Annotated in this window: 27 protein-coding genes and 1 tRNA gene; 20 read left to right on the forward strand and 8 right to left on the reverse strand. The window is 64.3% G+C overall.

The features are described from left to right. The 10 genes from tolQ (at position 1) to nadA (ending at position 7,701) form a co-directional block, all read left to right on the forward strand. Positions 1-696: a protein TolQ gene (gene tolQ / locus N7333_RS06870; RefSeq protein ID WP_012017899.1), complete on the forward strand. Its 696-nt coding sequence runs from the start codon at positions 1-3 to the stop codon at positions 694-696. Between the two features lie 27 nt (positions 697-723). After that, on the forward strand, positions 724-1,176 hold the full coding sequence (gene tolR, locus N7333_RS06875) for a protein TolR (protein WP_003241681.1): 453 nt from the start codon (positions 724-726) through the stop codon (positions 1,174-1,176). Then, a complete protein-coding gene (tolA, locus tag N7333_RS06880; protein WP_096827138.1) occupies positions 1,173-2,156 on the forward strand; it encodes a cell envelope integrity protein TolA in 984 nt (327 codons plus the stop codon). Before tolR ends, tolA begins: the two co-directional genes overlap by 4 nt. A 5-nt stretch (positions 2,157-2,161) precedes the next feature. Then, positions 2,162-3,460, forward strand: a complete 1,299-nt coding sequence (tolB, locus tag N7333_RS06885) for a Tol-Pal system beta propeller repeat protein TolB (protein ID WP_003241685.1) — start codon at positions 2,162-2,164, stop codon at positions 3,458-3,460. Positions 3,461-3,515: 55 nt separating this feature from the next. Beyond that, positions 3,516-4,013 (forward strand): peptidoglycan-associated lipoprotein Pal, encoded by a 498-nt coding sequence (pal, locus tag N7333_RS06890; protein WP_003241687.1) that lies wholly within the window; start codon positions 3,516-3,518, stop codon positions 4,011-4,013. 6 nt (positions 4,014-4,019) lie between these two features. Continuing rightward, positions 4,020-4,832 carry a tol-pal system protein YbgF gene (ybgF, locus tag N7333_RS06895; RefSeq protein WP_003241689.1) on the forward strand — a complete coding sequence of 271 codons (813 nt, stop codon included), beginning with the start codon at positions 4,020-4,022 and terminating at the stop codon, positions 4,830-4,832. A gap of 215 nt (positions 4,833-5,047) precedes the next feature. After that, a complete protein-coding gene (queE, locus tag N7333_RS06900) occupies positions 5,048-5,695 on the forward strand; it encodes a 7-carboxy-7-deazaguanine synthase QueE (protein WP_096827780.1) in 648 nt (215 codons plus the stop codon). A 2-nt stretch (positions 5,696-5,697) separates the two neighbouring features. Continuing rightward, complete coding sequence (gene queC, locus N7333_RS06905) at positions 5,698-6,372, forward strand: 7-cyano-7-deazaguanine synthase QueC (protein ID WP_129483494.1); 675 nt, start codon at positions 5,698-5,700, stop codon at positions 6,370-6,372. Between the two features lie 58 nt (positions 6,373-6,430). Continuing rightward, positions 6,431-6,506 (forward strand) — tRNA-Lys (locus tag N7333_RS06910). 136 nt (positions 6,507-6,642) lie between these two features. Further along, positions 6,643-7,701 (forward strand): quinolinate synthase NadA, encoded by a 1,059-nt coding sequence (gene nadA, locus N7333_RS06915; RefSeq protein ID WP_129483495.1) that lies wholly within the window; start codon positions 6,643-6,645, stop codon positions 7,699-7,701. Between the two features lie 126 nt (positions 7,702-7,827). Here the strand turns inward: nadA and N7333_RS06920 are convergent, their stop codons facing one another. Beyond that, on the reverse strand, positions 7,828-8,901 hold the full coding sequence (locus N7333_RS06920; protein ID WP_129483496.1) for an LOG family protein: 1,074 nt from the start codon (positions 8,899-8,901) through the stop codon (positions 7,828-7,830). A 132-nt stretch (positions 8,902-9,033) separates the two neighbouring features. Further along, the gene (locus tag N7333_RS06925; protein WP_129483497.1) at positions 9,034-10,437 is read right to left on the reverse strand and encodes an MBL fold metallo-hydrolase; all 1,404 of its coding nucleotides are present in this window, start codon (positions 10,435-10,437) and stop codon (positions 9,034-9,036) included. A gap of 125 nt (positions 10,438-10,562) precedes the next feature. On the opposite strand from N7333_RS06925, the gene N7333_RS06930 reads away from it, so the two are divergent. After that, on the forward strand, positions 10,563-12,965 hold the full coding sequence (locus N7333_RS06930) for a xylulose 5-phosphate 3-epimerase (RefSeq protein ID WP_129483498.1): 2,403 nt from the start codon (positions 10,563-10,565) through the stop codon (positions 12,963-12,965). A 37-nt stretch (positions 12,966-13,002) separates the two neighbouring features. After that, the gene (locus tag N7333_RS06935; protein ID WP_003241703.1) at positions 13,003-13,197 is read left to right on the forward strand and encodes a hypothetical protein; all 195 of its coding nucleotides are present in this window, start codon (positions 13,003-13,005) and stop codon (positions 13,195-13,197) included. Positions 13,198-13,210: 13 nt separating this feature from the next. Here N7333_RS06935 and N7333_RS06940 read toward each other — a convergent pair whose 3' ends face one another. Further along, complete coding sequence (locus N7333_RS06940; RefSeq protein WP_003241705.1) at positions 13,211-13,612, reverse strand: quorum-sensing-regulated virulence factor family protein; 402 nt, start codon at positions 13,610-13,612, stop codon at positions 13,211-13,213. A gap of 342 nt (positions 13,613-13,954) precedes the next feature. Between N7333_RS06940 and N7333_RS06945 the strand changes: the two genes are divergently transcribed. Both N7333_RS06945 and N7333_RS06950 read left to right on the forward strand, forming a co-directional pair. After that, on the forward strand, positions 13,955-15,652 hold the full coding sequence (locus tag N7333_RS06945) for an OmpP1/FadL family transporter (RefSeq protein WP_012017908.1): 1,698 nt from the start codon (positions 13,955-13,957) through the stop codon (positions 15,650-15,652). A gap of 59 nt (positions 15,653-15,711) precedes the next feature. After that, the gene (locus N7333_RS06950) at positions 15,712-16,446 is read left to right on the forward strand and encodes a tRNA-uridine aminocarboxypropyltransferase (protein ID WP_129483499.1); all 735 of its coding nucleotides are present in this window, start codon (positions 15,712-15,714) and stop codon (positions 16,444-16,446) included. On the opposite strand, the gene N7333_RS06955 is transcribed toward N7333_RS06950, so the two are convergent. Next, positions 16,406-17,362: a DMT family transporter gene (locus N7333_RS06955; protein ID WP_129483500.1), complete on the reverse strand. Its 957-nt coding sequence runs from the start codon at positions 17,360-17,362 to the stop codon at positions 16,406-16,408. The genes N7333_RS06950 and N7333_RS06955 overlap by 41 nt on opposite strands. 169 nt (positions 17,363-17,531) lie before the next feature. On the opposite strand from N7333_RS06955, the gene erdR reads away from it, so the two are divergent. Further along, positions 17,532-18,179 carry a response regulator transcription factor ErdR gene (gene erdR / locus N7333_RS06960; RefSeq protein WP_012017911.1) on the forward strand — a complete coding sequence of 216 codons (648 nt, stop codon included), beginning with the start codon at positions 17,532-17,534 and terminating at the stop codon, positions 18,177-18,179. 36 nt (positions 18,180-18,215) lie between these two features. Here erdR and N7333_RS06965 read toward each other — a convergent pair whose 3' ends face one another. Beyond that, positions 18,216-19,142, reverse strand: coding sequence for a LysR family transcriptional regulator (locus tag N7333_RS06965; protein WP_096827131.1), 927 nt, complete (start codon positions 19,140-19,142; stop codon positions 18,216-18,218). 112 nt (positions 19,143-19,254) lie between these two features. Here N7333_RS06965 and fpr point away from each other — a divergent pair, with 112 nt between their 5' ends. Beyond that, a complete protein-coding gene (gene fpr / locus N7333_RS06970) occupies positions 19,255-20,034 on the forward strand; it encodes a ferredoxin-NADP reductase (protein ID WP_003241717.1) in 780 nt (259 codons plus the stop codon). 136 nt (positions 20,035-20,170) lie between these two features. Here the strand turns inward: fpr and N7333_RS06975 are convergent, their stop codons facing one another. The 3 genes from N7333_RS06975 to N7333_RS06985 are packed head-to-tail and all read right to left on the reverse strand — an operon-like array spanning position 20,171 to position 22,465. Beyond that, positions 20,171-20,725, reverse strand: coding sequence for a peptidylprolyl isomerase (locus N7333_RS06975; RefSeq protein ID WP_129483501.1), 555 nt, complete (start codon positions 20,723-20,725; stop codon positions 20,171-20,173). Positions 20,726-20,730: 5 nt separating this feature from the next. Next, positions 20,731-21,528 carry an alpha/beta hydrolase gene (locus N7333_RS06980; protein WP_129483502.1) on the reverse strand — a complete coding sequence of 266 codons (798 nt, stop codon included), beginning with the start codon at positions 21,526-21,528 and terminating at the stop codon, positions 20,731-20,733. Between the two features lie 10 nt (positions 21,529-21,538). Beyond that, positions 21,539-22,465, reverse strand: a complete 927-nt coding sequence (locus N7333_RS06985) for a LysR family transcriptional regulator (RefSeq protein ID WP_003241722.1) — start codon at positions 22,463-22,465, stop codon at positions 21,539-21,541. A gap of 74 nt (positions 22,466-22,539) precedes the next feature. Between N7333_RS06985 and N7333_RS06990 the strand changes: the two genes are divergently transcribed. The 4 genes from N7333_RS06990 to N7333_RS07005 all read left to right on the forward strand — a co-directional run bounded on the left by N7333_RS06990 (position 22,540) and on the right by N7333_RS07005 (position 25,474). After that, positions 22,540-22,854, forward strand: coding sequence for a hypothetical protein (locus N7333_RS06990; RefSeq protein ID WP_003241724.1), 315 nt, complete (start codon positions 22,540-22,542; stop codon positions 22,852-22,854). Between the two features lie 135 nt (positions 22,855-22,989). Beyond that, on the forward strand, positions 22,990-23,589 hold the full coding sequence (locus tag N7333_RS06995) for an FMN-dependent NADH-azoreductase (protein WP_012017916.1): 600 nt from the start codon (positions 22,990-22,992) through the stop codon (positions 23,587-23,589). 217 nt (positions 23,590-23,806) lie between these two features. Continuing rightward, complete coding sequence (gene pomA / locus N7333_RS07000) at positions 23,807-24,574, forward strand: flagellar motor protein PomA (protein WP_003241728.1); 768 nt, start codon at positions 23,807-23,809, stop codon at positions 24,572-24,574. Between the two features lie 9 nt (positions 24,575-24,583). Next, positions 24,584-25,474, forward strand: coding sequence for a flagellar motor protein MotB (locus tag N7333_RS07005; RefSeq protein ID WP_129483503.1), 891 nt, complete (start codon positions 24,584-24,586; stop codon positions 25,472-25,474). Positions 25,475-25,489: the final 15 nt, after the last annotated feature.

The following is a 25,489-nucleotide window of genomic DNA, read 5'->3' on the forward strand; positions in this document are numbered from 1 at the left end:
GTGGAAGCTAACGCCGTTGACCATATGTCGATGTGGAGTCTGATCAGTAACGCCAGTCTGTTGGTTCAGCTGGTGATGCTGACCCTGGTGGCCGCCTCGGTCATTTCCTGGGTGATGATCTTCCAGCGTAGTAATGCCATCCGCGCCGCCAAGCGTGCTCTGGACAACTTCGAGGATCGTTTCTGGTCCGGTATCGACCTGTCCAAGCTGTATCGCCAGGCCGGCAGCAACCCCGATCCGGATTCCGGTCTGGAGCAGATCTTCCGTGCCGGCTTCAAGGAATTTTCCCGTCTGCGTCAGCAGCAGGGCGTCGACCCGGACGCGGTGATGGACGGCGTGGCGCGTGCCATGCGCGTGGCCATTTCCCGCGAGGAAGAGAAGCTGGAAACCGCGCTGCCGTTTCTCGCCACCGTCGGTTCCACCAGCCCGTACATCGGCCTGTTCGGTACCGTGTGGGGCATCATGAACTCCTTCCGCGGCCTGGCCCAGGTGCAGCAGGCCACCCTGGCCACCGTCGCCCCGGGTATCGCCGAAGCGCTGATCGCCACCGCCATCGGTCTGTTCGCGGCGATTCCGGCGGTCATCGCCTACAACCGCTTCTCTGCCCGCGGCGAAATGCTGATCGGCCGCTACTACACCTTCGCCGACGAGTTCCAGGCCATCCTGCACCGCAAGGTGCACACCTCGGAAGACTAAGACGCGCGCACAGGATAGGTTCTAGCCATGGCGAGAATTCGCAACAGACGCAAACCGGTCGCCGAGATGAACGTGGTGCCCTACATCGACGTGATGCTGGTGCTGCTGGTCATCTTCATGGTCACCGCGCCCATGCTCAACCAGGGCGTCAAGGTCGACCTGCCCAAGGTCAGCAGCGAAGCGCTGCCGCAGGACAACGACGCCCAGGTGCTGACCATTTCCATCAAGGCCGACAAGACCTACTACTGGAACATGGGCAGCGAGGTCGACGTCGATACCGAGCAGGAGCGCGCCTCCACCCTCGAGCAGATGACTCAGGCGGTTTCGGCGATCATTGCCGAGAACCGTCGCCAGGGTAAGCAGGTGCAGGTGTTCGTGCGCGGTGATCGCACCGTCGACTACGGCACCGTGATGGCGGCCATGGGCGGCTTGCAACAGGCCGACGTGGGCAACGTCGGATTGATTACCGAGGCGCCCTGATGCAGCAGACCGAGCGTTCGCAGTCGGAAAGCTACTTCTGGCCCGTGGTCTGGGCCGTGGGTCTGCACGTCCTGATGTTCGCCATGCTGTTCGTCAGCTTCGCCTTCACGCCCGAACTGCCGCCAGCGCGTCCGGTGGTGCAGGCCACCCTGTACCAGTTGCAGTCGCAGAGCCAGGCCACCACCCAGACCACGCAGAAGGTGGCAGGCGAGGCGCAGAAGACCTCGGCGCCGCAGTTCGAGACCGAGAGGCTCGAGCAGAAGAAGGCCGAGGAGCAGAAGCAGGCCCAGGCCGAAGCGCAGAAGGTAGCCGCGGCCAAGAAAGCCGAGGAACAAAAGAAGGCGGAAGAGGCTCGAAAGGCCGAACAGGCCAAAGCCGAAGCAGCGAAGAAGGCCGAAGCCGAAAAGGCGGCCGAGCAGAAGCGTCAGGCCGATATCGCCAAGAAGCGCGCCGAGGAAGAAGCGAAGAAGAAAGCCGCTGAAGAGGCCAAGAAAAAGGCCGCTGCAGAAGAGGCGAAGAAGAAGGCGGCAGCTGCCGAGGCAGCGAAGAAGAAGGCCGCCGAGGATGCCAAGCGCAAGGCCGAAGAGGCCCGACGCAAGGCAGCCGAGGATCAGAAGGCGGCGGCGCTGGCCGAGTTGCTCTCGGACAACGTGCAGAACCAGCAGGCGCTGGCCGAAACCCATGGCGACAAGGTGGCGGGTAACCTTGATGATCTGATCATCAAGCTGATCACCGAGAACTGGCAGCGACCGATGTCGGCGCGCCGCGGCATGAGCGTCGAGCTGCTGATCCAGATGCTGCCCGATGGCACCGTGACCAATGCCAGCGTATCGCGCTCCAGTGGCGATGCGCCGTTCGACAGCTCGGCCGTGGCTGCGGTACGTAACGTCGGGCGTATTCCCGAGATGCAACAATTGGATCGCGCTACCTTCGACCGTATGTACAGGCAGCGTCGCGTCATTTTCAAACCGGAGGATTGAGCTCTGTGAATACCCTGATTCGTATCGCCCTGCTGGGGCTGGTCATGCTGGTCGGCAGCGTCCAGGCGGCCGACCCGCTGGTGATCTCTCACGGCGCCGACCGCGCCACTCCGATCGCCGTGGTGCCGTTCGGCTGGCAGGGCGGCTCGGTGCTGCCCGAGGACATGTCGCAGATCATCGGCAACGACCTGCGCAACTCCGGCTACTTCGAGCCCATCCCGCGGCAGAACATGATCAGCCTGCCGACCCAGGCCAGCGAAGTCATCTACCGCGACTGGAAGGCCCTCGGCGCGCAGTACGTGCTGGTCGGCAACATCGTCCCCAACGGCGGCCGCCTGCAGGTGCAGTACGCGCTGTTCAACGTCAACACCGAGCAGCAGGTCATGACCGGCAACGTCGGTGGCGGCACCGATCAGCTGCGCGACATGGCTCACCATATCGCCGACCAGTCGTTCGAGAAGCTCACCGGCGTCAAGGGTGCGTTCTCCACGCGCCTGCTCTACGTCACGGCCGAGCGCATGGGCGCCAACAATACCCGCTACACCCTGCAGCGCTCCGACTACGACGGCGCTCGCGCCGTGACCCTGCTGCAGTCGCGTGAGCCGATCCTGTCGCCGTCCTTCGCTCCCGATGGCCGCCGCATCGCCTACGTGTCGTTCGAGCAGCGTCGTCCGCGCATCTTCGTGCAGCACATCGATACCGGCCGCCGCGAGCAGATCACCAACTTCGAAGGCCTCAACGGCGCGCCGGCCTGGTCGCCGGACGGCAATCGCCTGGCTTTCGTGCTGTCGCGTGACGGCAACCCGGAAATCTACGTGATGGACATGGGCAGCCGGCAGATGCGCCGCATCACCAACCATTACGCCATTGATACCGAACCCTTCTGGGGCAAGGACGGTCAGACTCTGTACTTCACCTCGGATCGCGCGGGCCGTCCGCAGATCTACAAGACCAACATCAATAGCGGGGCAGTGGAGCGAGTGACCTTCGTCGGTAACTACAACGCCAACCCGAAATTGTCGGCTGATGAGAAGACCCTGGTGATGATCCATCGTCAGGACGGTTTCACCGTGTTCAAGGTGGCTGCGCAGGACCTGGAAACCAACCGTCTGCGCATACTTTCAGACACAAGTTTGGATGAGTCGCCCACTGTTGCGCCCAATGGCACCATGCTAATCTACGCCACCCGCCAGCAGGGCCGGGGAGTCTTGATGTTGGCGTCCACCAATGGACGCGTGAGGCTCCCTCTTCCTACCGCTCAAGGCGAAGTTCGAGAGCCTTCTTGGTCCCCTTACCTGAACTGATGCGGTGCTACACCTTTATTGCTTAACACAACTGGGGTTCATTAGGAGTTACATGATGGAAATGCTGAAATTCGGTAAGTTCGCTGCACTGTCCCTGGCTCTCGCCGTTGCCGTAGGTTGCTCCTCCAAAGGCGGCGACGCTGCTGGCGAAGGCGCTGTCGACCCGAACGCTGGCTACGGTGCCAACACTGGCGCTGTTGATGGCAGCCTGAGCGAAGAAGCTGCTCTGCGCGCTATCACCACCTTCTACTTCGAGTACGACAGCTCCGACCTGAAGGCCGAAGCCATGCGCGCTCTGGACGTACACGCCAAGGACCTTAAAGGCAACGGCGCTCGCGTCGTTCTGGAAGGCCACGCTGACGAGCGCGGTACCCGTGAGTACAACATGGCTCTGGGCGAGCGTCGTGCCAAGGCCGTTCAGCGCTACCTGGTTCTGCAGGGCGTTTCCCCGGCTCAGCTGGAACTGGTTTCCTACGGCGAAGAGCGTCCGGTTGCCACTGGCAACGACGAGCAGTCCTGGGCCCAGAACCGTCGCGTAGAGCTGCGTAAGTAAGCTGCCATGCGTGATTGCCGTCGTATCCTGACCCTTCTGACACTCGCCCTGCCGCTTGCGGCGATGGCGGAAGTTCCCGTACTGGAAAGCAGCTCCATGCAACAAGGCAGCAGCTATCCTCCGGCGGGTTATGGTACGGCCGGCGCCTACGCCGGAGCGGGTGCGCAAGCGCCCGCTTCAGCGCAGGGCATGCTGTTCAATCAGCTCGAGCAGATGCAGCAGGAAATCGCCCAGCTGCGCGGCATGCTTGAAGAACAGCAGAATGAAATCCAGCGCCTCAAGCAGGAAGGCCTGGAGCGTTACCAGGATCTGGATCAACGTATTTCCTCCGGCGCCGCTGCCGGTGGAGCTCCCGCACAGAATTCCGCCAACGGCGCGATCAACGCCAATGGCACCCCGACGCCACCTGCCGCTCAGCAGCAGGCCAGCGCCGAGCCGGGCGATCCGGCCAAGGAAAAACTCTATTACGACGCAGCCTTCGACCTGATCAAGGCCAAGGATTTCGACAAGGCGTCGCAGGCATTCACCGCCTTTCTCAACCGTTATCCCAACAGTCAGTACGCCGGCAACGCGCAGTACTGGTTGGGCGAAGTGAACCTGGCCAAGGGCGATCTGCAAGCCGCCGGTCAGGCCTTTGCCAAGGTCAGCCAGGCCTACCCGAGCCACGCCAAGGTGCCGGATTCGCTGTTCAAGCTGGCCGACGTCGAGCGTCGCCTGGGCAACAACGACAAGGCGCGCGGCATTCTGCAGCAGGTGATCGCCCAGTATCCGGGCAGTTCGGCCGCGCAGCTGGCCCAGCGCGACCTGCAGCGTCTGTAAGCCGAGAATCGATGAACAAACCCGCGCTCGTCGCGGGTTTTTCTTATCCAGTCTCGCGTGATCCATTAGAATGCGCGCTCGCATGGCCCACGGGGTTTCAGCTCGGCTGATTTCCCTGTCGCCATGCCTCGTCGAACGTCGGCCGCGGCCGACGTTCCTGTCTTTCCACGCAACGGAGGCGGATGACCTGTTTCGTCATCACGCCCGTGGCTACCATGCAAGAAACCCTGCGCATCACCGAGATTTTCTACTCGTTGCAGGGGGAGACGCGTACCGCCGGCTTGCCGACGGTATTCGTGCGCCTGACCGGCTGCCCCCTGCGCTGTCAGTACTGTGACACCGCCTACGCCTTCAGCGGCGGCGAGATCGTCACCCTGGACAGCATCCTCGATCAGGTGGCCGCCTATCGGCCGCGTTACGTCTGCGTCACTGGCGGCGAGCCGCTGGCCCAGCCCAACTGCATCCCCTTGCTCACGCGTCTGTGCGACGCCGGTTACGAGGTGTCGCTGGAGACCAGCGGCGCGCTCGACGTCTCGGCCGTCGACCCGCGGGTCAGCAAGGTGCTGGATCTGAAGACGCCCGGTTCGGCTGAAGTGCAGCGCAACCGTTACGAGAACATCGAGTGGCTGACCGCCAATGACCAGGTCAAGTTCGTCATCTGTTCGCGCGAGGACTACGATTGGGCAGTGTCCAAGCTGATCCAGTACGACCTGGCGGCCCGAGCCGGCGAGGTGCTGTTCTCGCCCAGCCACAAGCAGGTGGAAGCACGGGCGCTGGCCGACTGGATAGTGGCGGACAACCTGCCGGTGCGCCTGCAACTGCAACTGCACAAGATTCTCTGGAACGACGAGCCGGGACACTGATCATGAGCGACAAGAAAGCGGTCATCCTCCTTTCCGGCGGCCTGGATTCGGCCACCGTGGTGGCCATGGCCAGGGCCGAGGACTACGCCTGCTACAGCATGAGCTTCGATTACGGGCAGCGTCATCGCGCCGAGCTGCAGGCGGCCGAACGCGTTGCCCGGCAACTGGGCGTGGTCGAGCACAAGGTGATCGGCCTGAATCTCAACGGCATCGGTGGCTCGGCGCTGACAGACAGCAGCATCGCGGTTCCGGAAACCCCGGGCGAAGGCATCCCGGTGACCTACGTGCCGGCACGCAACACGGTGTTCCTGTCCCTGGCGCTGGGCTGGGCCGAAGTGCTGGGGGCGCGCGATATCTTCATTGGCGTCAATGCGGTGGACTACTCGGGCTATCCCGATTGCCGCCCGGAGTTCGTCGCGGCTTTCGAGCGCATGGCCAACCTGGCGACCAAGGCTGGTGTGGAGGGGCAGGGCTTTGCCATCCGTGCGCCGCTGCAGCAGATGAGCAAGGGCGAGATCATCCAGGCCGGTATGCGCCTGGGCGTGGACTATGCGCTGACCGTCTCCTGCTACCAGGCCGACGATGACGGCCGCGCCTGTGGCAAGTGCGACAGCTGCCGCCTGCGCGCCGCCGGTTTTGCCGCAGCCGGCGTACCCGATGCAACTCGCTACTTCTGAAAAAGTTTTCGCGAAGTGTTGATTTCCTGAATTAAATCAGTATCATGCGCCTCGCGTTGGGTCGTTAGCTCAGTTGGTAGAGCAGTTGGCTTTTAACCAATTGGTCGTAGGTTCGAATCCTACACGACCCACCAGATCGCAAAAGCCAGTCGTCAGACTGGCTTTTTTTTGCTCTCGGAAAAGCCCTCTGGCCATGTTGCCCCGCCTGTGGCGATGGGCAGGCAGGGGGTATACTCGCAGCTTGCTCAAGAGCGCCGCAGGTTCGATGATATGACGCAGATTTCCGAACGCCTTCTGGTTCAAGCCCACCTCGATGCCAAGCAGCCCAAGCCGCTGACCGCCGAGGAAGAGGCTTTCTATCGCCGCGAAATCGCCGCCGAGCTGAAGAAGCAGAACGCGGTGCTGGTGGCGCACTATTACTGCGATCCGGTCATCCAGGCGCTGGCCGAGGAAACCGGTGGCTGCGTTTCCGACTCCCTGGAAATGGCCCGCTTCGGCAACCAGCACCCGGCGCAGACCGTGGTGGTGGCCGGGGTCAAGTTCATGGGCGAGACGGCGAAGATCCTCAACCCGGAAAAGCGCGTGCTGATGCCGACGCTGGAGGCGACCTGTTCGCTGGATCTGGGCTGCCCGGTGGAAGAATTTTCGGCCTTCTGCGATCAGCATCCCGAGCGCACCGTGGTGGTGTATGCCAACACCTCGGCGGCGGTGAAGGCGCGTGCCGACTGGGTGGTGACCTCCAGCTGCGCGCTGGAGATCGTCGAGAGCCTGATGGACAACGGCGAGACCATCATCTGGGCGCCGGACAGGCATCTGGGCAACTACATCCAGCGCGAGACCGGTGCCGACATGCTGCTGTGGGACGGCGCCTGCATCGTCCACGAGGAATTCAAGTCCAAGCAGCTGCTGGACATGAAGGCGCTGTACCCCGACGCCGCCATTCTGGTGCACCCGGAATCGCCGCAGAACGTGGTCGAGCTGGCCGACGCCGTGGGCTCCACCAGCCAGCTGATCAAGGCGGCGCAGACCCTGCCGAATTCCACCTTCATCGTCGCCACCGACCGCGGCATCTTCTACAAGATGCAGCAGCTGTGCCCGGACAAGACCTTCATCGAGGCGCCGACGGCCGGCAACGGCGCGGCATGCCGCAGCTGTGCGCACTGCCCGTGGATGGCGATGAACACCCTGGAGCGTGTGCTGATCGGCCTGCGTCAGGGCTCCGGTGAGATTCATGTCGACCCGGCGCTGATTCCCAAGGCGATCAAGCCGCTCAAGCGCATGCTCGATTTCACCCAGGCAGCGCGGATGAAGGTTGCCGGCAACGCCTGATAGGCATGCAGTAAAAAGAAGCCCAGCCAATGCTGGGCTTCTTGCTTTGCGTAGCCCGGATGCAATCCGGGAATGGCGAGAGGACAATGCCCCCGGATTTCATCCGGGCTGCGGCAATTCGTCAGCTCAGGTTGCCCAGTTTTCCGGTGCGTTGACGGCATTGAGCAGGGCGCGCAGCCGTCCGTAGTCGCGGCCGTTGAAGGCGAAGGCCAGGCGGGTCAGGTGCCGCAGCTCGGGCTCGTCGCGTTCCTGCTCGCAAGAGGACTGCTGGGTGAAGCCGCCTTCCTTGCACAAGCCGGCGAACTCGCGGGTCAGTTGCGCCAGTGCCACCTCGCTGAGCGGATGATTCAGGCGTATGACGAAGCGATCCTTCAGCCAGCGGCTGGAGTGGAAGTTGCCGTAGAAGCGGGCGATCTCTTCCACCGCTTCTTCGGCGCTGTAGACCAGGTGCAGCAGGTTGAGGTCGGTCGGCAGGATATAACCGTTGTCGCCCAGTTGGCGGCGAATGAAGCCCAGGGCGTCTTCCCAGTAGCTGCCGCCCGGCTGGTCGAGCAGCACCACCGGCACCAGCGGGCTCTTGCCGGTCTGGATCAGGGTCAGCACTTCCAGGGCTTCGTCCAGCGTGCCGAAACCGCCCGGGCAGAGCACCAGGGCGTCCGCTTCCTTGACGAAGAACAGCTTGCGCAAAAAGAAGAAGTGGAACGACAGCAGGTTGTGGCTGCCGCGCACGGTGGAATTGGCGGCCTGCTCGAAGGGCAGGGTGATGTTGAACCCCAGGCTGTTCTCCAGGCCCGCACCTTCGTGAGCGGCGGCCATGATGCCGCCGCCGGCGCCGGTGATCACCATCAGGTCATGATGCGCCAGCAGGGCGCCCAGCTCACGGGCCTGCCGATACAGGGGATGATCGGCCGGGGTGCGTGCCGAGCCGAACACCGTGACCTTGCGTCGACGCTTGAGCTGTTCCAGCACACCGAACGCGTGTTCCATCTCGCGCAGGGTCTGCAGCATGATCTTGGCGTCCCAGCGGTTGCGATCCGCCTGGGCCATGTGAATCACGGTGGTGAGCATCTCCCGATACAGGGGCAGGTTCGGGCTGTTGCCGGGGGCCGCCAGTGCTAACAGCTCGTCCACTTTGCTCGGCAGATCGACCTCGCTGGTCTGCACGTGGCGTGACAGGTAATCGTCCGGTTCGTAAGCCATGGAAACTCTCCTTTTCTGGGCCTGGCGAGAGTGGATTGCGCTCGCGCCTGTGCCGGTTCCTTGATTATGGAGTTTCGCGAAGGTTGCCACAGCCAGGTTGCAGCCTGGCTGCAAGCTTTTCGTAAGCGCGGGTTACAGGGCGATCTGCTCCCCCGGCTCGGGGATATTGGCGATCCAGTTCAAGCGTTCGCGCAGTGCCTGCTGCAGGGCCTGCATCTTTTCCAGCTCGCCGTGGACCAGATACAGCTCGGGGTGATGCTCGAACTGGCCGGCCCAGTGCAGCAGCTGCGACTGTCCGGCGTGTGCGGAGAAGCCGCCCAGGGTATGCACCTTGGCTTTCACGGCGATGCGCTGGTGCAGCACCTTGACCGTTTCGGCGCCGTCGACGATCAGGCGGCCCAGCGTGCCCTTGGCCTGGAAGCCGGGGAACACCAGGTGGCAGTTCTCGCGCCAGAGGTTGTGCTTGAAGTGATGGACGATACGCCCGCCATTGCACATGCCGGCCCCGGCGATGATGATCGCCCCGCTCTTGATCCGGTTGATGGCCATCGACTCTTCGGCCGTCGCGGTGCAGCGCAGGATCGGCAGCCAGTCCTCGACCCGCTTGACCCCCTTGGCGGCCAGGGCGGCGCGGTCTTCGGCGGCGAACTGATCGTGAAAGCGGCTGTAGATGGCGTTGGCGCGGATCGCCATGGGGCTGTCGAGGAACACCGCCTGCTGGGGCAGACGGCCCTCCTGGTAGAAGCGGCCGAGGTAGTAGATCAGATCCTGGGTACGACCCACGGCGAAGGAGGGAATCAGTACATTGCCGCCATCACGATGGGCCTGCTGCAGGATGTCGGCGAGCTCTTCCAGAGTGGCTTCGCTGTCGCGGTGGTCGCGGTCGCCGTAGGTGGACTCCATCAGCAGCACGTCCGCCTTGTTCAACTGCGCCGGGGCCTGCATCAGCGGCGAGCAGGTGTTGCCCAGGTCGCCCGAGAACACCAGATGACGGTGCAGGTGATGGTCCTCCACCTGCATCTCGACGATGGCCGAGCCGAGAATATGACCGGCGTTGTGGAAGGTCACCTGCACGCCCTTGGCCACCTCGACCGCTACGCCGTAGGCATGGGGGCGGCGCTGGCTGAGGGCCTGTTCGGCGTTGGCGATCGTATACAGCGGCTTGATCGCCGGCTTGCCCTGGCGTGCGCGCCAGCGATTTTCCCATTCGGCGTCCTTTTCCTGCAGGAAGGCCGAGTCCAGCAGCATCAGTTCGAGCAGCTCGCAGCTGGCCTCGGTGGCGTGGATAGGGCCGCGATAGCCTTCGGCGACCAGGCGCGGCAGCAGCCCGCTGTGATCGAGATGGGCGTGGGAGATCACCACCGCATCCAGGCTGCGCGGATCGAAGGGGAAGGCGCTGCGGTTCTGATCCTCCTCTTCGCGGCGTCCCTGGTGCATGCCGCATTCGAGCAGGACCCTGGCGCCGTCGCGGCTTTCCACCAGGTAGCAGGAGCCGGTGACCTGTTGAATCGCACCGAGAAAAGTGAGCAGGGCCATGGTTCTATCCTTGTTGTGATGATGAGGCGAGTCTGCCGGTTCGCATCGCAGCGCTTGTTGATGCAGGTCAGCCGGGGCCTTTTTCCCGCTGCCTAGACTGCAGGCAAACATTCAGGAGAGCAGCCATGACCCAGCTATTGCCCGACGCCGCCGCCTTGCACCAGCACGCTCAGCAATATCCCGACTTCGCCCGCTGGCAAGCCGGCCACGGACCTATCCAGCATAGCCCGCAGACCTGCGCCGCAGTCTTTCGGCTCGCTCATCAACTGGTGCAGAGCGGCCTGCAGCCCGACCTGCCAAGCGTCTATCGCCTGCTGTGCGCCCTCGATTCACTGACGGCCGCCGGCCTCTGGCTGGTGGTGCACATGACCTACGCGCAGCGCGTGAGGCTCGATGGCCAGCCGCTGCAGGCCGCCGACTTCAAGGACGTGCCCGAGGGGCATACCGGCGGCGCGCTGAACATGGTGCCGGCCTACGCCGGTTACCTGGCCCTCAATGCCCTGACCGCCGAGACGCGCGGCTGGTTGATGGGGCAGGGCCATTGCGTGGCGGCGATCGAAGCGCTGAACCTGCTGACCGGCAACCAGCATCCCGAGCAGGCCGCCCGTTACGCTCGCGACGAGGCGGGCATGAGCCGCCTGGCGGCGGATTTCTACAGCTACGCTCAGGCCGCTGACGGCAGCCCAGGCGTGCCGCTGGGCAGTCACGTCAACCCGCACACCGCCGGCGGCATCGCCGAGGGCGGTTACCTGGGTTTTGCCGAACTGCAGTACGCGCATCTGCCATTGCCGGGGGAGAAGCTGGTGGCCTTTCTCTCCGACGGCGCTGCCGAGGAGCAGCGCGGCAGCGACTGGATGCCGCGCTGGTGGCGCGCCGAGGATTGTGGCGTGGCGCTGCCGGTGATGATCGCCAATGGCCGGCGTATCGAGCAGCGCACCGAGCTGGGCACGCATGAGGGCCTCGAAGGCTTTCGTCAGCACCTGCGGCTGTGCGGCTTCGATCCGCTGAGTTTCGACGGGCGCGACCCGGCGGCCTTCGTCTGCGCCCTGTGGGAGATGGAGCAACGCCTGGCGCACCGTGTCGGCGAACTGAACGACGACGTGCTCGCCTATCCCTTGCCGATGCCCTACGGCATCGCCGAAACCACCAAGGGCTATGGCTTTTTCGGCGCCGGCAGCAACGCCGCGCACAACCTGCCGCTGCCGGCCAGCCCGGCGCGCGACGAGCAGGCGCGCGAGCTGTTCAACCAGCATGCGGCGGCCTTGTGGGTGGAACCGCAGAAGTTGTCCGATGCCTGCGATCTGTTCGCCAGCCGCAAGGGGCGCGCGCTGGAGCGGGACAACCCGCTGGCCTTGCGTCAGCCGCCGCAGCCCGTGCAGCCGCCGCTGCATTTTCACGATCATGCCTGCTCGCCGATGAGCGCCCTGGATCGCTATTTCGTCGACCTGGTGCGCGCCAACCCGCAACTGCGGCCGCGGGTGGGCAACCCGGACGAACTGGCCAGCAACCGCCTGGGTGGCGTACTGGCGGCGCTCAGGCATCGCGTCAGCCAGCCGGAGAGCGAGCTGGAGTCGGTGCACGGCGCGGTGATCACTGCGCTCAACGAGGAGGCCGTGGTATCCGCCTGCCTGGCCAACCAGGGCGGGCTCAATCTGGTGGCTAGCTACGAAGCCTTCTGCGTGAAGATGCTCGGCGCCGTTCGTCAGAGTCTGATCTTCGCCCGCCAGCAGAAGGAGGCAGGGCGTCCGGCCGGCTGGCTGGGCTGGCCGCTGGTGGCCACCTCGCACACCTGGGAGAACGGCAAGAACCAGCAATCGCACCAGGACACCACCTTCTGCGAGGCGCTGCTGGGCGAGATGCACGACGTCATGCGCGTGTTGCTGCCCGCCGATCACAACTCGCTGCTGGCCCTGCTGCCGGAGATCTACCAGACGCGTGGTCGACTGGCCTGCCTGGTGGCGGCCAAGCGTGAACGACCCTGTTTCTTCACGGTCGAACAGGCACAGCAGCTGGCGCGCGACGGTGCCCTGCAGGTCGCTGAGGGTGGCGACGGCGAGCCTGTGCTGCTGATCGCCAGTGGCAGCTATCAGCTGAGCGAGATGCGCCGCGCCGCCGTTCGTCTGAGCGAGAAGGGCGTGGCCTGGCGTCTGATTTACTTGCAGGAACCGGGGCGTTTTCGGGCGCCGCGCGATGCCTGGGAGGCCGCCAGCGTGGCCAGCGCCGAGCAGCGTGAAGCGCTGTTTCCGGCGGCGTGCCGCCGTCGCGTGCTGCTGACGCACATGCGCCCGGAGGTGGCCGCGGGCCATCTTTGGCCGCTGCTGGGCGACGCCGCCAGCTGTCGGGCGTTGGGCTACCGCAACCGCGGCGGCACCTTCGACGAGGCCGGCATGCTGTTCGCCAATGGCTGCAGTTGGGCGCATGTGCTGCAAAGCGTGGCCGAAGTGCTGGGCGTATCGCCCGATGGCTGGTTGAGCGCTGAGGAACGCGCGGCTCTGGCAGGCAGGGGGGACTCTCGCTGTCTGCGTTGAGCCCACGAAGTGGAGCAACGGGAAGGGAGGGGCAGGTATGCCCAGGTTGACGCTGGAGATAAACACGGAGCTGTACCGCATGCTGCAACAGGCTGCGCGTACCAATCACATGAGCATCGAGGACGAGTGCCTGCGCCGCCTGGAGGGCGGCGCGCGGCGCTCACGCTACATGGAGGCACTGCTCGCCGAGCTGCGCGCCGATGAGGCGCAGCGGCGAGCGGGAAGAGGCTGAGTTTTCGACTGCTTCAGAGACCGCAGTCGCTCTTGTCGAACACTTCCACGGTGACCGGGCGGTTGCTGCGGTACTCGCTGAACTGATAACGCAGCTGGGCGCCCTGCGCCAGCAGGCTGCGATAACCCGGGTTGCGGCAGACGCTGGCCGCCAGCTGGCTACGCACCGTATCGGGGTTGCCACGCATCTGCGCGGCATGTGCTTCGCGCACGCTGAGATGGTTGATCAGCGTGTGGCCTTCCACGGTATAGCCCTGATCGAGAATGTCCTCGTTGATCGCCCGCGGCGTGCCTTCGCTGCTTTGCCGGGCGACCTGCTCCAGCGTCCGGGTCAATTCCATCTCCTTCAACGAGGCCGCCTGGGCAGTGGCAAGCATCAGGCCGAGGGCGAGTGCGGGAAGGGTGTAACGCAGCATCTGACTGACTCCTAAAGCGTGGACATCGTTGGACACGGGCCCGATGGGATTGTTCGTTGCCCGGCAAGGCGTTACCTATGGGTACATGCTGGCACCTGGCCGGCGCCGCTCACCACGACCAAAGGCCGGGGATCGTCTCGGCAACCTGCACGTCACAAGACTGACCGCCTGGTGACGTGCCTGCCTCACTGCCAACGTTGCGCATCGTGCAGGCCACGCCAATACCACGCGGCGACTCGTATACCGCCTCGCTGCAGCGCCCGGCCGTTGCAGCTGTCTAGAGCCTGCCCCTGGCGATGACTGCAGCGTGCGGTGTTCAAGGTAGCGTGCAGGAGAATAACAATGACAATGCTCTCTCGGCGCTGGCCATCGCCCCTGATGGTTGGCAGTTTACTGGTTTTGCCTGTGGTTCAGGTGCAGGCATCCGGTTATCACTTCGGTTCGCAGTCGGTCGCGGCGCAGGGTTCGGCGCATGCCAACGGCGCCGAGGCAGCCGATGCCTCGACCATCTTCTACAACCCCGCCGGGCTGGCCCGGCTCAAGGGCACCCAGCTCACCTCCGGGTTGACCATTCTGCTGCCGGACGGCAAGTACGAGGACAAGGGCAGCCGCGACGTGTTCGGCAACCCGGTATCGGGCGATGCCGGCGAGTTTCTCCCCGATGCGGCGGCAGCGCCGAATTTCTACTTCTCCCACGAGATCAACGAGCGGGTGACGGTCGGCCTCGGCATCTTCACCCCCTTCGGCGCCAAGCTCGACTACAAGGAAGACTGGGCGGGGCGCTACGGCATTCAGTCGGCCAGCCTGGAGACGGTGACCTTCAACCCGAGCATCGCCTTTCGTTTCAACGACCATCACAGCATCGGCTTCGGTGTTTCGGCGCAGTACATCAAGTCGGTGCAGCGCGGGGCGGCGGACGTCAAAGGTGCTTCGCGACAGTTGGCCGGGCAGTTCGTCGATGCGAACTATGACAGCACCCGTAACGCGGCCGACCCCATTCTCGGGCCTATCGTCGGGATCATCGCCGGGGTTCCGGTGCCGGAAGAAATCACCTCCTGTCGCGGCGTCGCGGACAGAGACGGCTTCGTCGATTGCGTCGCCAGCAACTTCGCCGACAACGTTCAGGGCGACGGTTACTTCCGGGTAAAGGGCGATGACTGGGGCTTCGGCTGGAATATCGGCTACATGTGGGAGCCGACCGAATCGACACGCTTTGGCGTGGCCTATCGCTCCAACATTCGCCATACCCTGGAAGGGGAGACCAAATGGAGTTTCGCCGGTGTGCAAGGCAGCGTTCCTTCGCCGGATACCTCGCTCGAGGGCGGTTTCACCATTCCCATCCTGGACATCTATGTGCCGCCGACCGATGCCCTGCGGGAGCTGTTCGATGAGGGCAACTGGGTCAATCCCGGTGATTTCGCTGCCACCCGGCTGCACCCCAATTCCAAGGCCAAGACCGCCATCGACACGCCGGAGATGCTCTCCTTCAATGCCTTCCACCAGCTCAACGACAAGGTGGCGCTGATGGCGGACCTGACCTTCACCCGCCATTCGCGGCTCGATGAAGTGCGTATCGGCATCGACCAGGTCGCCGGCTATCCCTACTTCAATGGCGTCACCGAGGGCGACCTGAGCGTCAAGCAGGACTGGAAGGACACCTACAAGATCTCCCTGGGCATGAACTACCAGTACAGCGACGACCTCTTGTTGCGCACCGGGGTGGCGTACGACAAGTCGCCCGTCAATTCGACCCAGTTGCGTCATCCGGCGTTTCCCGACGCCGATCGCTACTGGCTGTCGTTCGGTGCCAACTACAAGGTGACCCGCGACACCTCGCTGGACTTCGCCTACAGCTACGTGCAGTTCTCCAGCGGCAAGATGGACTACCAGGACGGCTGCTCGCCGGCCGGTTGGGTGCCGGGCAGCGGTGGGCTGTACCAGGACAGCGGCGTGCGCTGCACCGGCAACGGCGGCAATTTCACCGGCGAGTACGAGACGCGCATCCATTTCATCGGCCTGGCCTTGAACCACACCTTCTGATCCATCTGACCGGCGAACGGGGTGGTAGAATTCCGCCCCCTTTGCTGTTCGCCTTGCCCATGAATCGTCCGTTTGCACCCGACTCCCTGCATGCCGTTGCCCGTCTGCGCGCCGAGCGCCTGGCGCGCAGCGTCAAACCCTTCGTCGCCCGCGGCTCGCGCGCCGAGCGCTGCCCGGCCTGCCGCGTGCAGCCGGACTATTGCCTGTGTGCCTGGCGCCCGCGCGTGGAGGCGAATGCCGGCATGTGTCTGGTGATGCACGACATCGAGGCGTTGAAACCCAGCAATACCGGCTGGCTGATCGCCGATGTGGTACCCGACACTCACGCCTTCGGCTGGTCGCGCACCGCGGTCGAACCGGCGCTGCTGGAGCTGCTGGCCGAGCCGCAACGGCAGCCCTATCTGGTGTTTCCCGGCGAATACGCAGAGCCGGGGCGGGTGGTGGAGGAGGTGCGCCTGACGCCGGGCAAGCGGCCCTTGTTCGTACTGCTCGACGCCACCTGGACCGAAGCGCGCAAGATGTTTCGCAAGAGCCCCTATCTGGACGCGTTGCCGGTGCTCAGCCTGACGCCTGCGCAACTGTCACGCTATCGTCTGCGCCGCTCCACCCGCGGCGAGCACCTGTGTACCGCCGAAGTGGCTGCCATGTGCCTGGAACTGGCTGGCGACCTGCGCGCCGGCGAGGCGCTGGACGATTATCTCGACGCTTTCAGCCAGCACTACCTGGCTGCCAAGCGGCGTCTGCCGCTGGATCTCAACGACGCCCTGCATCAGCGCTTGCAATCGTACCGCTGAGCTCGCTTGGCAAGGGCTTGGGCCATAGCTGGGCCAGCAGCATGCCGGCGAACATCAGCGCGCAGCCCAGATAGCCGCGCAGGGCCAGCACTTCGCCGAGCAGCAGGGCGCCGGCGATGGCGGCGAACACCGCCTCCAGCGAAAGAATGATCGCCGCGTGCGAGGCGATGGCGTGCTGCTGCGCCACCACCTGCAGGGTGAAACCGATGGCCACGCCGAACAGGCCGCCATAGAGAATGGCTGGCCCCGCGGCGATGATGCCGTCGAGCGTGGCCGTCTCGAACACCAGCGCCAGCAGCAGGCTGATCACCGCACAGGTGATGAACTGGATCAGCGCCAGGCGCAGCGGGTCGTGGCGGCTGGCGAAGAACCCCACCAGCAGCACGTGTACGCCCCAGACGAAGGCGCCGGCCAGTTGCAGCCAGTCCCCCGAGGCCACGGTGAAGCCTTCGCCGACGCTGAGCAGGAACATCCCCAGCACCGCGAGGCAGGCACCCAGCCAGATGCCGGCACTGCTGCGCTGGCCGATCAGCAGGCCGAGGATCGGCACCACGATGACGTACAGGCCGGTGATGAAGCCGGAATTGGTCACGGTGGTGAACAGCAGGCCCACCTGCTGCAGGTTGATCCCCAGCGACAGCGCCAGGCCCATCACCACGCCGCCCAGCAGCAGGCCGCGGTTCAGGGGCGCCGCCGGGCGCTGGCTGCGTCGTTGCAGCAGGGCCAGCAGTGGCAGCAGTATCAGGCAGGCCAGGGTGAAACGCAGACCGGTATAGAGAAAGGGGCCGATGCTGTCCATGCCCAGACGCTGGGCGACAAAGGCGCTGCCCCAGATCATCGCGGTAATCAGCATCAACAGGTCGGCGCGCAGGGCTTGGCTTCGCATGGAACGAACTCGGCTGGAAAAGCAGCGCATGCTGCCGCAAAGCACGAAGCTTGACCACCCCGTCACAGCTCGGCATGCTGGGCGCCGCCGTCGGTCCGAGTGGGGAGCCTGAATAGCTTGAATGCGCAGGCTTGAGCGGGTCGGCAGGCCAAAGCACTGCCATACTCAGTGCCACTCATAACAAGAACAGGATCTGCCGATGGCCGCTTACGAAATCCTGATTGCCGACGATCACCCGCTGTTTCGCAGCGCACTGCAACAAGCATTGACCCTGGGGCTGGGGCCCGAAGTAAGGCTGGTGGAAGCCGCCAGCATCGCCGAGCTGGAGGCCTGTCTGGCTGCCAAGAATGACTGGGATCTGGTTCTGCTCGATCTCAACATGCCCGGCGCTTACGGCTTTTCCGGTCTGGTGCTGCTGCGCGGGCAGTATCCACAGATTCCCGTGGTGATGATCTCCGCCCAGGAGGAAGCCTCGGTGGTCAACCGTTCGCGCGAGTTTGGCGCCAGCGGCTTTATCCCCAAGTCCAGCCCCCTGGAAACCATTCAGCTGGCCGTGCGTCAGGTGCTCGACGGCGATACCTGGTGGCCGCCCATGGCGGAGGAGAGTGCACCGGTTTCCGAAGAGGCCAAGGCCGCCGGCGCCGGGCTGGCCAGCCTTACCCCGCAGCAGTTCCGCGTGCTGACCATGGTCTGCGAAGGCCTGCTGAACAAGCAGATCGCCTATGAGCTGAGCGTGTCCGAGGCTACCGTCAAGGCTCACGTCACCGCCATCTTCCGCAAGCTCGGGGTGCGTACCCGCACCCAGGCGGCGTTGCTGCTGCAGCAGATGGAATCGATTCCGGGTTGATCGACCCGGCGGCGGACAGGTCTGCGGCCTGTTCGCCTAGGCAATCGACGGCAGAACGATCTGATCGCTGCGCCCCACGCCTGCGGTGAGTTCGCGGCATTGTTCGAGAAACTCGCGCATGGCGGCGGTCTGGTACTTCTGTTTGTGCCAGATGAAGTAGAATTGTCGGCGCAGGTCCAGCTGCGGCGTCTCCACCGGCACCAGGCTGCCGCGGCGAAAGGCATCGCGCAGGGCCAGACGCGAGATGCAGCCGATGCCCAGGCCCGACTCCACGGCGCGCTTGATCGCTTCGGTGTGTTCCAGTTCGAGACGGATATTGAGGCTGCGCGGATGATGGCGCATGGCCTGATCGAAGGTCAGGCGCGTGCCCGAACCCTGCTCGCGCAGGATCCAGGCCTCATGCGTGAGCTCCTCCAGCGTCGCCGTGCCGCGTGCGGCCAGCGCATGCTGTGGTGCGCAGAACACCACCAGTTCATCTTCCACCCAGGGCTGCACTTCGATGTCCGGGTGCTGGCAGTCGCCTTCGATCAGGCCCAGGTCCAGCTCGTAATGCGCGATCTGCTGCACCACATGGGCGGTGTTGTGCACCTGCAGCTTCACCCGACATTCCGGATGGCGCTGCATGAAACTGCCGATCAGCAGGGTGGCCAGGTAGTTGCCCACGGTGAGGGTTGCGCCGACGTTGAGCGAGCCGAAGCCGCTCTTGCCACCCAGCAGGCGCTCGATCTCGCGCGCTTGGTCGAGCAGCGCCACCGCCTGTGGCAGCAACTGGCGGCCCAGTGCATTGAGCGACAGGCGTTTGCCGGCGCGGTCGAACAGCTGGCAGTCCGACTGGCGCTCCAGTTCGGTCAGCGAGGTGCTGGTGGCCGACTGCGACAGGGCGAGCGATTGCGCCGCGCGTGAGACGCTTTCCTGCTGCGCCACGGCAACGAAGACCTGGAGTTGTCTGAGAGTAAATCGCATATCGATATAACCGATAACCTATATCTTGATAATCCGCTTAACAGATATTGTTGCCGCGAATAAAATGCCGCGCAATCGCGTCTTCAGGCGCCCGATTCTCGAGGAAGTCATCATGAGCAATATGAACGTCGAGCGCGTGCTCAGCGTCCACCACTGGAACGATACGCTGTTCAGCTTCAAGTGCACCCGTGATCCGGGTCTGCGCTTCGAGAATGGCCAGTTCGTGATGATCGGCCTGCAGCAGGACAACGGCCGCCCGCTGATGCGCGCCTACTCCATCGCCAGCCCGAACTGGGAAGAGCATCTGGAGTTCTTCAGCATCAAGGTGCCGGACGGCCCGCTGACCTCGCAGCTGCAGCACCTCAAGGAAGGCGACGAGATCATCATCAGCAAGAAGCCCACCGGCACCTTGGTGCTCGATGACCTCAACCCGGGCAAGCATCTGTATCTGCTGTCCACCGGCACCGGTCTGGCGCCGTTCATGAGCGTGATCCAGGACCCGGAAACCTACGAGCGCTTCGAGAAGGTGATTCTGGTGCACGGCGTGCGCTACGTGAACGAGGTGGCCTACCGCGAGTTCATCACCGAGCACCTGCCGCGCAACGAATTCTTCGGCGATGCGCTGAAGGAGAAGCTGATCTACTACCCGACCGTGACCCGCGAGCCGTTCGAGAATCAGGGCCGTCTGACCGACCTGATGCGCAGCGGCAAGCTGTTCGCCGACATCGGCCTTCCGCCGATCAACCCGCAGGACGACCGCGCCATGATCTGTGGCAGCCCAAGCATGCTCGACGAAACCAGCGCAGTGCTCGACAGCTTCGGCCTGAAGATTTCCCCGCGCATGCGTGAGCCGGGGGACTATCTGATCGAGCGCGCCTTCGTCGAGAAGTAAGCGCCGCCGCTAAACGACAAAGCCGCCCCATGGGCGGCTTTGTCGTTTCAGTTGTAGGGTGCGCCGTGCGCACCGGGGGATTGCTCGTTGGGGCGCGGTGCGCACGGCCTGGGCGGCCCCACGACACCCTACGTTTTTACAGACGCTTGGCCTCGATGATCAGCACCGGCTCGCGTGGCACGTTCTGGTGCATGCCGCGGTTGCTGGTGGGCACCTGGGCGATCTTGTCCACCACGTCCATGCCGCGGGTCACCTTGCCGAACACGGCGTAGCCGAAGTCGCGCGAGCCGTGGTCGAGGAAGGCGTTGTCCTTGTGATTGATGAAGAACTGGCTGGTGGCCGAGTCGCGTACCTGGGTACGTGCCATGGCCAGGGTGCCGCGCACGTTGTGCAGGCCGTTGTCGGCCTCGTTCTTGATCGGCGCATCGGTGTCCTTCTGGCGCATGTCGGCATCGAAGCCACCGCCCTGCACCATGAAGCCGGGAATCACCCGGTGGAACTGGGTGCCGTTGTAGAAGCCGTTGTCGACGTACTTGAGAAAGTTCTGCGTGCTGATCGGTGCCTTGTCGGCGGCCAGCTCCACTTCCACTTCACCCAGGCTGGTGGTCAGCAGCACCTTGGGATTTTCCGCGGCCAGCAGGCTGGACGACAGCAGCAGGGCGCCGGTGGCGAGAACGAGTTGCTTGAGCATGATGGTCAGTTTTCCTTGTTGGCAGTCTCGCCAAGAAAGGCGAGCAGGACGGTATTGAAACGTTCGGGTTGATCCAGTGGTGTGGCGTGGCGCGAATTTTCGATCACCACCAGGCGTGCATCGGGTATTTCTGCGACGTACTCGCGCTTGCGCTTGACCGGGGTGTAATCCTGGTCGGCCGTGATCACCAGGGTAGGACAGGTGATGCGCTTCAGCCGTTCCCGCACGCCCCAGCCGATGATGGCGTCGAGGCTGGCCAGGTAGGCGCGCTTGTCATTCTGCGGCCAGCGCTCCTCGACCCTGCGCCGCAGCTCGGCCTGCTCGGGCCTGGGGAACAGCAGCTTGGCCAGCGCCTTGGCGATGGTTTCCAGGCTGAGCAGGCGCGACAGGGTCCAGCGCTTGCCGATTTCCAGCCAGTCGCGCGGGCTTTTCGCCTTGACCTCCGGGCCGCTGTTGACGATGGTCAGACTGCGCAGCAGCTCGGGGTGGTCGACCGCCAGCTGGAAGCCGATCATGCCGCCCATGGATATCCCCACCAGGTGCACCGGCGGCAGCTGCAGATGCTCGATCAACGCGGCCACGTCGTCGGCGAAGTCGGCGATGCGATAGGCCTCGTGCGGTTTGTCCGAGCGGCCATGGCCGCGAACGTCGAGCGCCACAACCCGGTAATGCTGGCTGAGCACGGGCACCTGGTATTCCCAGTCGCGGGTGCTCGAGCCCAGGCCATGCACCAGCAGCAGCGGGGCGCCGTGGCCATAGTCCTCGTAGTGCAGCTGGCAACCGTCGTTGTCGAAGTAGGGCATGGCCGGGTTCTCAGTTGGGCGACTGCGGGGCGGCGAAGGCGGCGTCCAGAGGGGCCGCGTCGAAGTTCTTGATCAGTTCGATGAGAATCTGCGTGGCCGGGCCCAGTACGCGCTCCTTGTTGCTGTAGAGGAAGAAGCGTGGCTTGCGCACGGCGCCTTGTGCCAGCGGCAGGGGTTTGAGCAGGCCTTCCTGCAGCTCGCGGCTGATCAGGTGGCGCGGCAGCCAGGCGAAGCCCAGGCCGCTGCTGACGAAGGTGCGCGCGGTAGGCAGGCTGCCCACCGTCCAGCGCTGCTCTGCGCCCAGCCAGCCGGCGTCGCGCGGCTGCAGGCGGCCGCTGTCGCGGGTGACCACCTGCATCTGGCCCTCCAGATCCTGAAAACCCAGCTCGCGTTGCAGGCGATGCAACGGATGCTCCGGATGGGCGACGGCAATGAATTCCACTTCGCCCAGTTCGATACCCAGGTGGCCGGTGATGTTCAGCGCGCTGACGGCCAGGTCGGCGGTACCTTCGAGCAGCACTTCCTCGACGCCTGAGAGCACCTCCTCGCGCAGGCGCACCCGGCAGCCGCGGCTCTGCGGCATGAAGGCCGACAGGGCACGAACCAGGTTGGCGGTGGGATAGGCCGCATCGACCACCAGGCGCACCTCGGCTTCCCAGCCCTGCTCCATGTGGTGGGCCAGGTCTTCCAGCTGGCTGGCCTGCTTGACCAGTTGCCGCGAGCGGCGCAGCAGCACGTCGCCGGCTTCGGTAAGAACCGCCCGGCGCCCATCGATGCGCAGCAGCGGCACGCCGAGCTGCTCCTGCATGCGCGCCACGGTATAGCTGACCGAGGACTGCGAGCGGTGCAGCACCTCGGCGGCCTGGGCGAAACCGCCCTGATCCACCACTGCCTGCAAGGTGCGCCACTGATCCAGAGTTACGCGGGGAGCTTTCATCACACTGTCCTGTTGCCGGCTGTTATCGTCGGCGATCTCGACCTACACTGGCGCTCCCACGTTGGAGAGCGCCGATGAAAAAAATCTTCTGCCTGTTGTTCGTCCTGTTGCCGCTGGGGGCCCAGGCCTACCCCATCGAGCTGGAGAAGCAGCTCAACGGTGCCGAGGTGTCGGCCAGCACCCAGGAAATCGACCACAACATGGCGGCGCTGATGCTCTACAACTACGGCCAGAGCGAGGCCGAGTGCAGCGCGGTGTTCCGCAACGGCCCCGAGGCACCGCGCACACGGCGAACCCTGTTGGCACCGGGCGCCAGCAACAACATGACGGTCAAGTTCACGCGCAGCGTGATTCGCCTGCGCATCAGCCTGACCTGTGGCCTCAAGTAGGCAAAGCCTAGACTTGGGCGCCCTACAAATCAACTTTGTCGATATATGTAAGCGGATATTTGCGCTTTTTAATCGGCTTGGCCGGTTCTAGTCTTCACTCCATCGACTTACCCCTACCTCGATGGAGTCTCAAACATGTCCCGTGTTCTGGTTATCGAAAGCAGCGCCCGTCAGCAGGGCTCGGTTTCCCGCCAACTGACCCAGCAATTCATCGCCAACTGGCAGGCCGCGCATCCGGCCGATCAGGTTCAGGTCCGCGACGTGGCCAGCGACCCGCTGCCGCATCTGGATGCCACCCTGCTGGGTGGCTGGATGACCCCGAGCGAGCAGCAGAGCGACGCGGAAAAGGCGGCGCTGGCGCGTTCCAACGAGCTGACCGATGAGTTGCTGGCTGCCGATGTGCTGGTGCTGGCTGCGCCCATGTACAACTTCGCCATTCCCAGCACCCTGAAAGCCTGGCTCGACCATGTGCTGCGTGCCGGCGTCACCTTCAAGTACACCGAAACCGGGCCGCAGGGGCTGCTGAGCGGCAAGCGTGCCTTCGTCCTCACCGCGCGTGGTGGCATCTATGCCGGTGGTGCGCTGGATCATCAGGAGCCCTATCTGCGTCAGGCACTGGCCTTCATCGGCATCCACGAGGTGCAGTTCATCCACGCCGAAGGTCTGAACATGGGCGCCGAGTTCAGCGAGAAGGGCCTGGCCCAGGCCAAGGCCAAGCTGGCTGAAGTAGCCTGATCCCTCCGCTATCTCCCTTCCCTTGAGCGGGCGCGTTCACCAGCCTGGACGCGCCCCGCTCGATTCCCCTGTGCCGTTGAGCCTCATCAGCGGCAGATTGCGCTAGATTGTTTTTCTGCGTCTTCATAAATCGACGCTCTGGCCGATACTCGTCCAATCATCAATCTATCTGGCGACCGTTGCTGCGGTCGTGCTGCGCAAGGCTGGGGGAAAAACGGTGGATCTGGCGACGCTGATCGGTCTGGTGGGTGCTTTGGTGGTGATCGGCGCGGCGATTATTCTCGGAGCATCCAGCGAGGTGTTCTTCAACGTGCCGTCGCTGCTTATCGTGGTGGTCGGCAGCCTGTTCGTGGTGCTGGTGAAATTCAGCTTCGGGCAGTTTCTCGGCGCCTTCAAGGTGGTGGCCAGGGCCTTTCGTTTCCGTTTGCCGTCAGTGGAAAGCTGCATTGGCGAGATGGTCGAGATCGCCCAGGTGGCGCGCAAGGAGGGCGTGCTGGCGCTGGAGGGGCGCGATTTCAGCTCGCCCTTCCTGTCGGCTGGCGTACAGCTGATGATCGACGGCCAGGGGCAGGACACCATTCGCGCCTTTCTGGAAAAGGAGCGGGTGCTGACCCTCGAGCGCAATCGCGAGGGGGCCAAGGTGTTTTCCGCCATGGGCGACGTCGGCCCGGCGATGGGCATGATCGGTACCCTGGTGGGCCTGGTGCAGATGCTGTCGAACATGGAAGACCCCAAATCCATCGGCCCGGCCATGGCCGTGGCGCTCCTGACCACCCTCTACGGCGCCATGATGGCGACCATGATCTGCCTGCCGCTGGCCGACAAGCTGAGCCTGCGCAGCAGCGAGGAGGCGCGCATGCAGGCGTTGTGGATAGATGCCCTGTTGGCCATCCAGGACGGCGTCAACCCGCGCATCATCGAGCAGATGCTCAAGAGCTACCTGCCGCCTTCGAAGCGCGAACTGCAGGCCGATAAATCGGGGTAGGAGAGAGCCATGGAGTTGCCTGAAGAGGAAGCCAGGGCGATGCCCGCCTGGGTCATGACCTTCGCCGACCTGATGTCGCTGCTGATGTGCTTCTTCGTCCTGCTGCTGTCGTTTTCCGAGATCGATGCGCAGCGTTTCAAGCAGATTGCCGGCGAGCTGGCCAAGGCCTTCGGCGTGCAGCGCGAGGTGCCGGCGTTGGAAGTGCCGCTGGGTACCAGCCCGGTATTCGACAAGTTCTCCCCCGGCAAGCCGGAGCCCACCGAGGTGCAGGAGATTCGTCAGCAGACCACCACCCAGGACCCGCAGCTCGACACCCTGCGCGGCGATGCCGAGGCCGAGCTGCTGGCGCGTGCCGAGGCCCAGGTCGACCAGCAGGTGCGCGAAAGCGTCGCCGCCCTGCAGCAATTGCTGCAGAGCGAATTGAGCGAGGGGCGTCTGCAACTGCTCGAGGAGCGGCGGCGGATCATCCTGCGGGTCGAGGAGCGCGGCTCCTTCGCCTCCGGTTCGGCCGAGCTGACGCCGGCATTTGAGGACATGCTGCTGGGCATGAGCGAGCTGCTGGTGGAGATACCCGGTACCCTGACCGTCGAGGGACACACCGACGATGTGCCGATCAGCACCGCGCGCTTTCGCTCCAACTGGGACCTGTCCGCCGCACGCGCTTCGGCGGTGGCCAACGCGCTGCTGCTCAATCCCGCGCTCGAGCCGCAGCGGCTGGAGGTCAAGGGCTTCGCCGATACCCGGCCGCGGGTGGCCAACGATTCGGCGCAGCAGCGCGCCCTGAACCGACGCGTGGAGATCATCATCGACCAGAGCGCCAGTGATGAGGATCAGGCCGAGCAATTGCGCAGCCTGATGGGCGATCAGTTGCGACACGAGGTTGAGACGCAGCGACACTGATATGGCCGTTGCCGC

Source organism: Pseudomonas sp. GD04158, from assembly GCF_029834875.1.
GTDB lineage: Bacteria > Pseudomonadota > Gammaproteobacteria > Pseudomonadales > Pseudomonadaceae > Aquipseudomonas > Aquipseudomonas hydrolytica.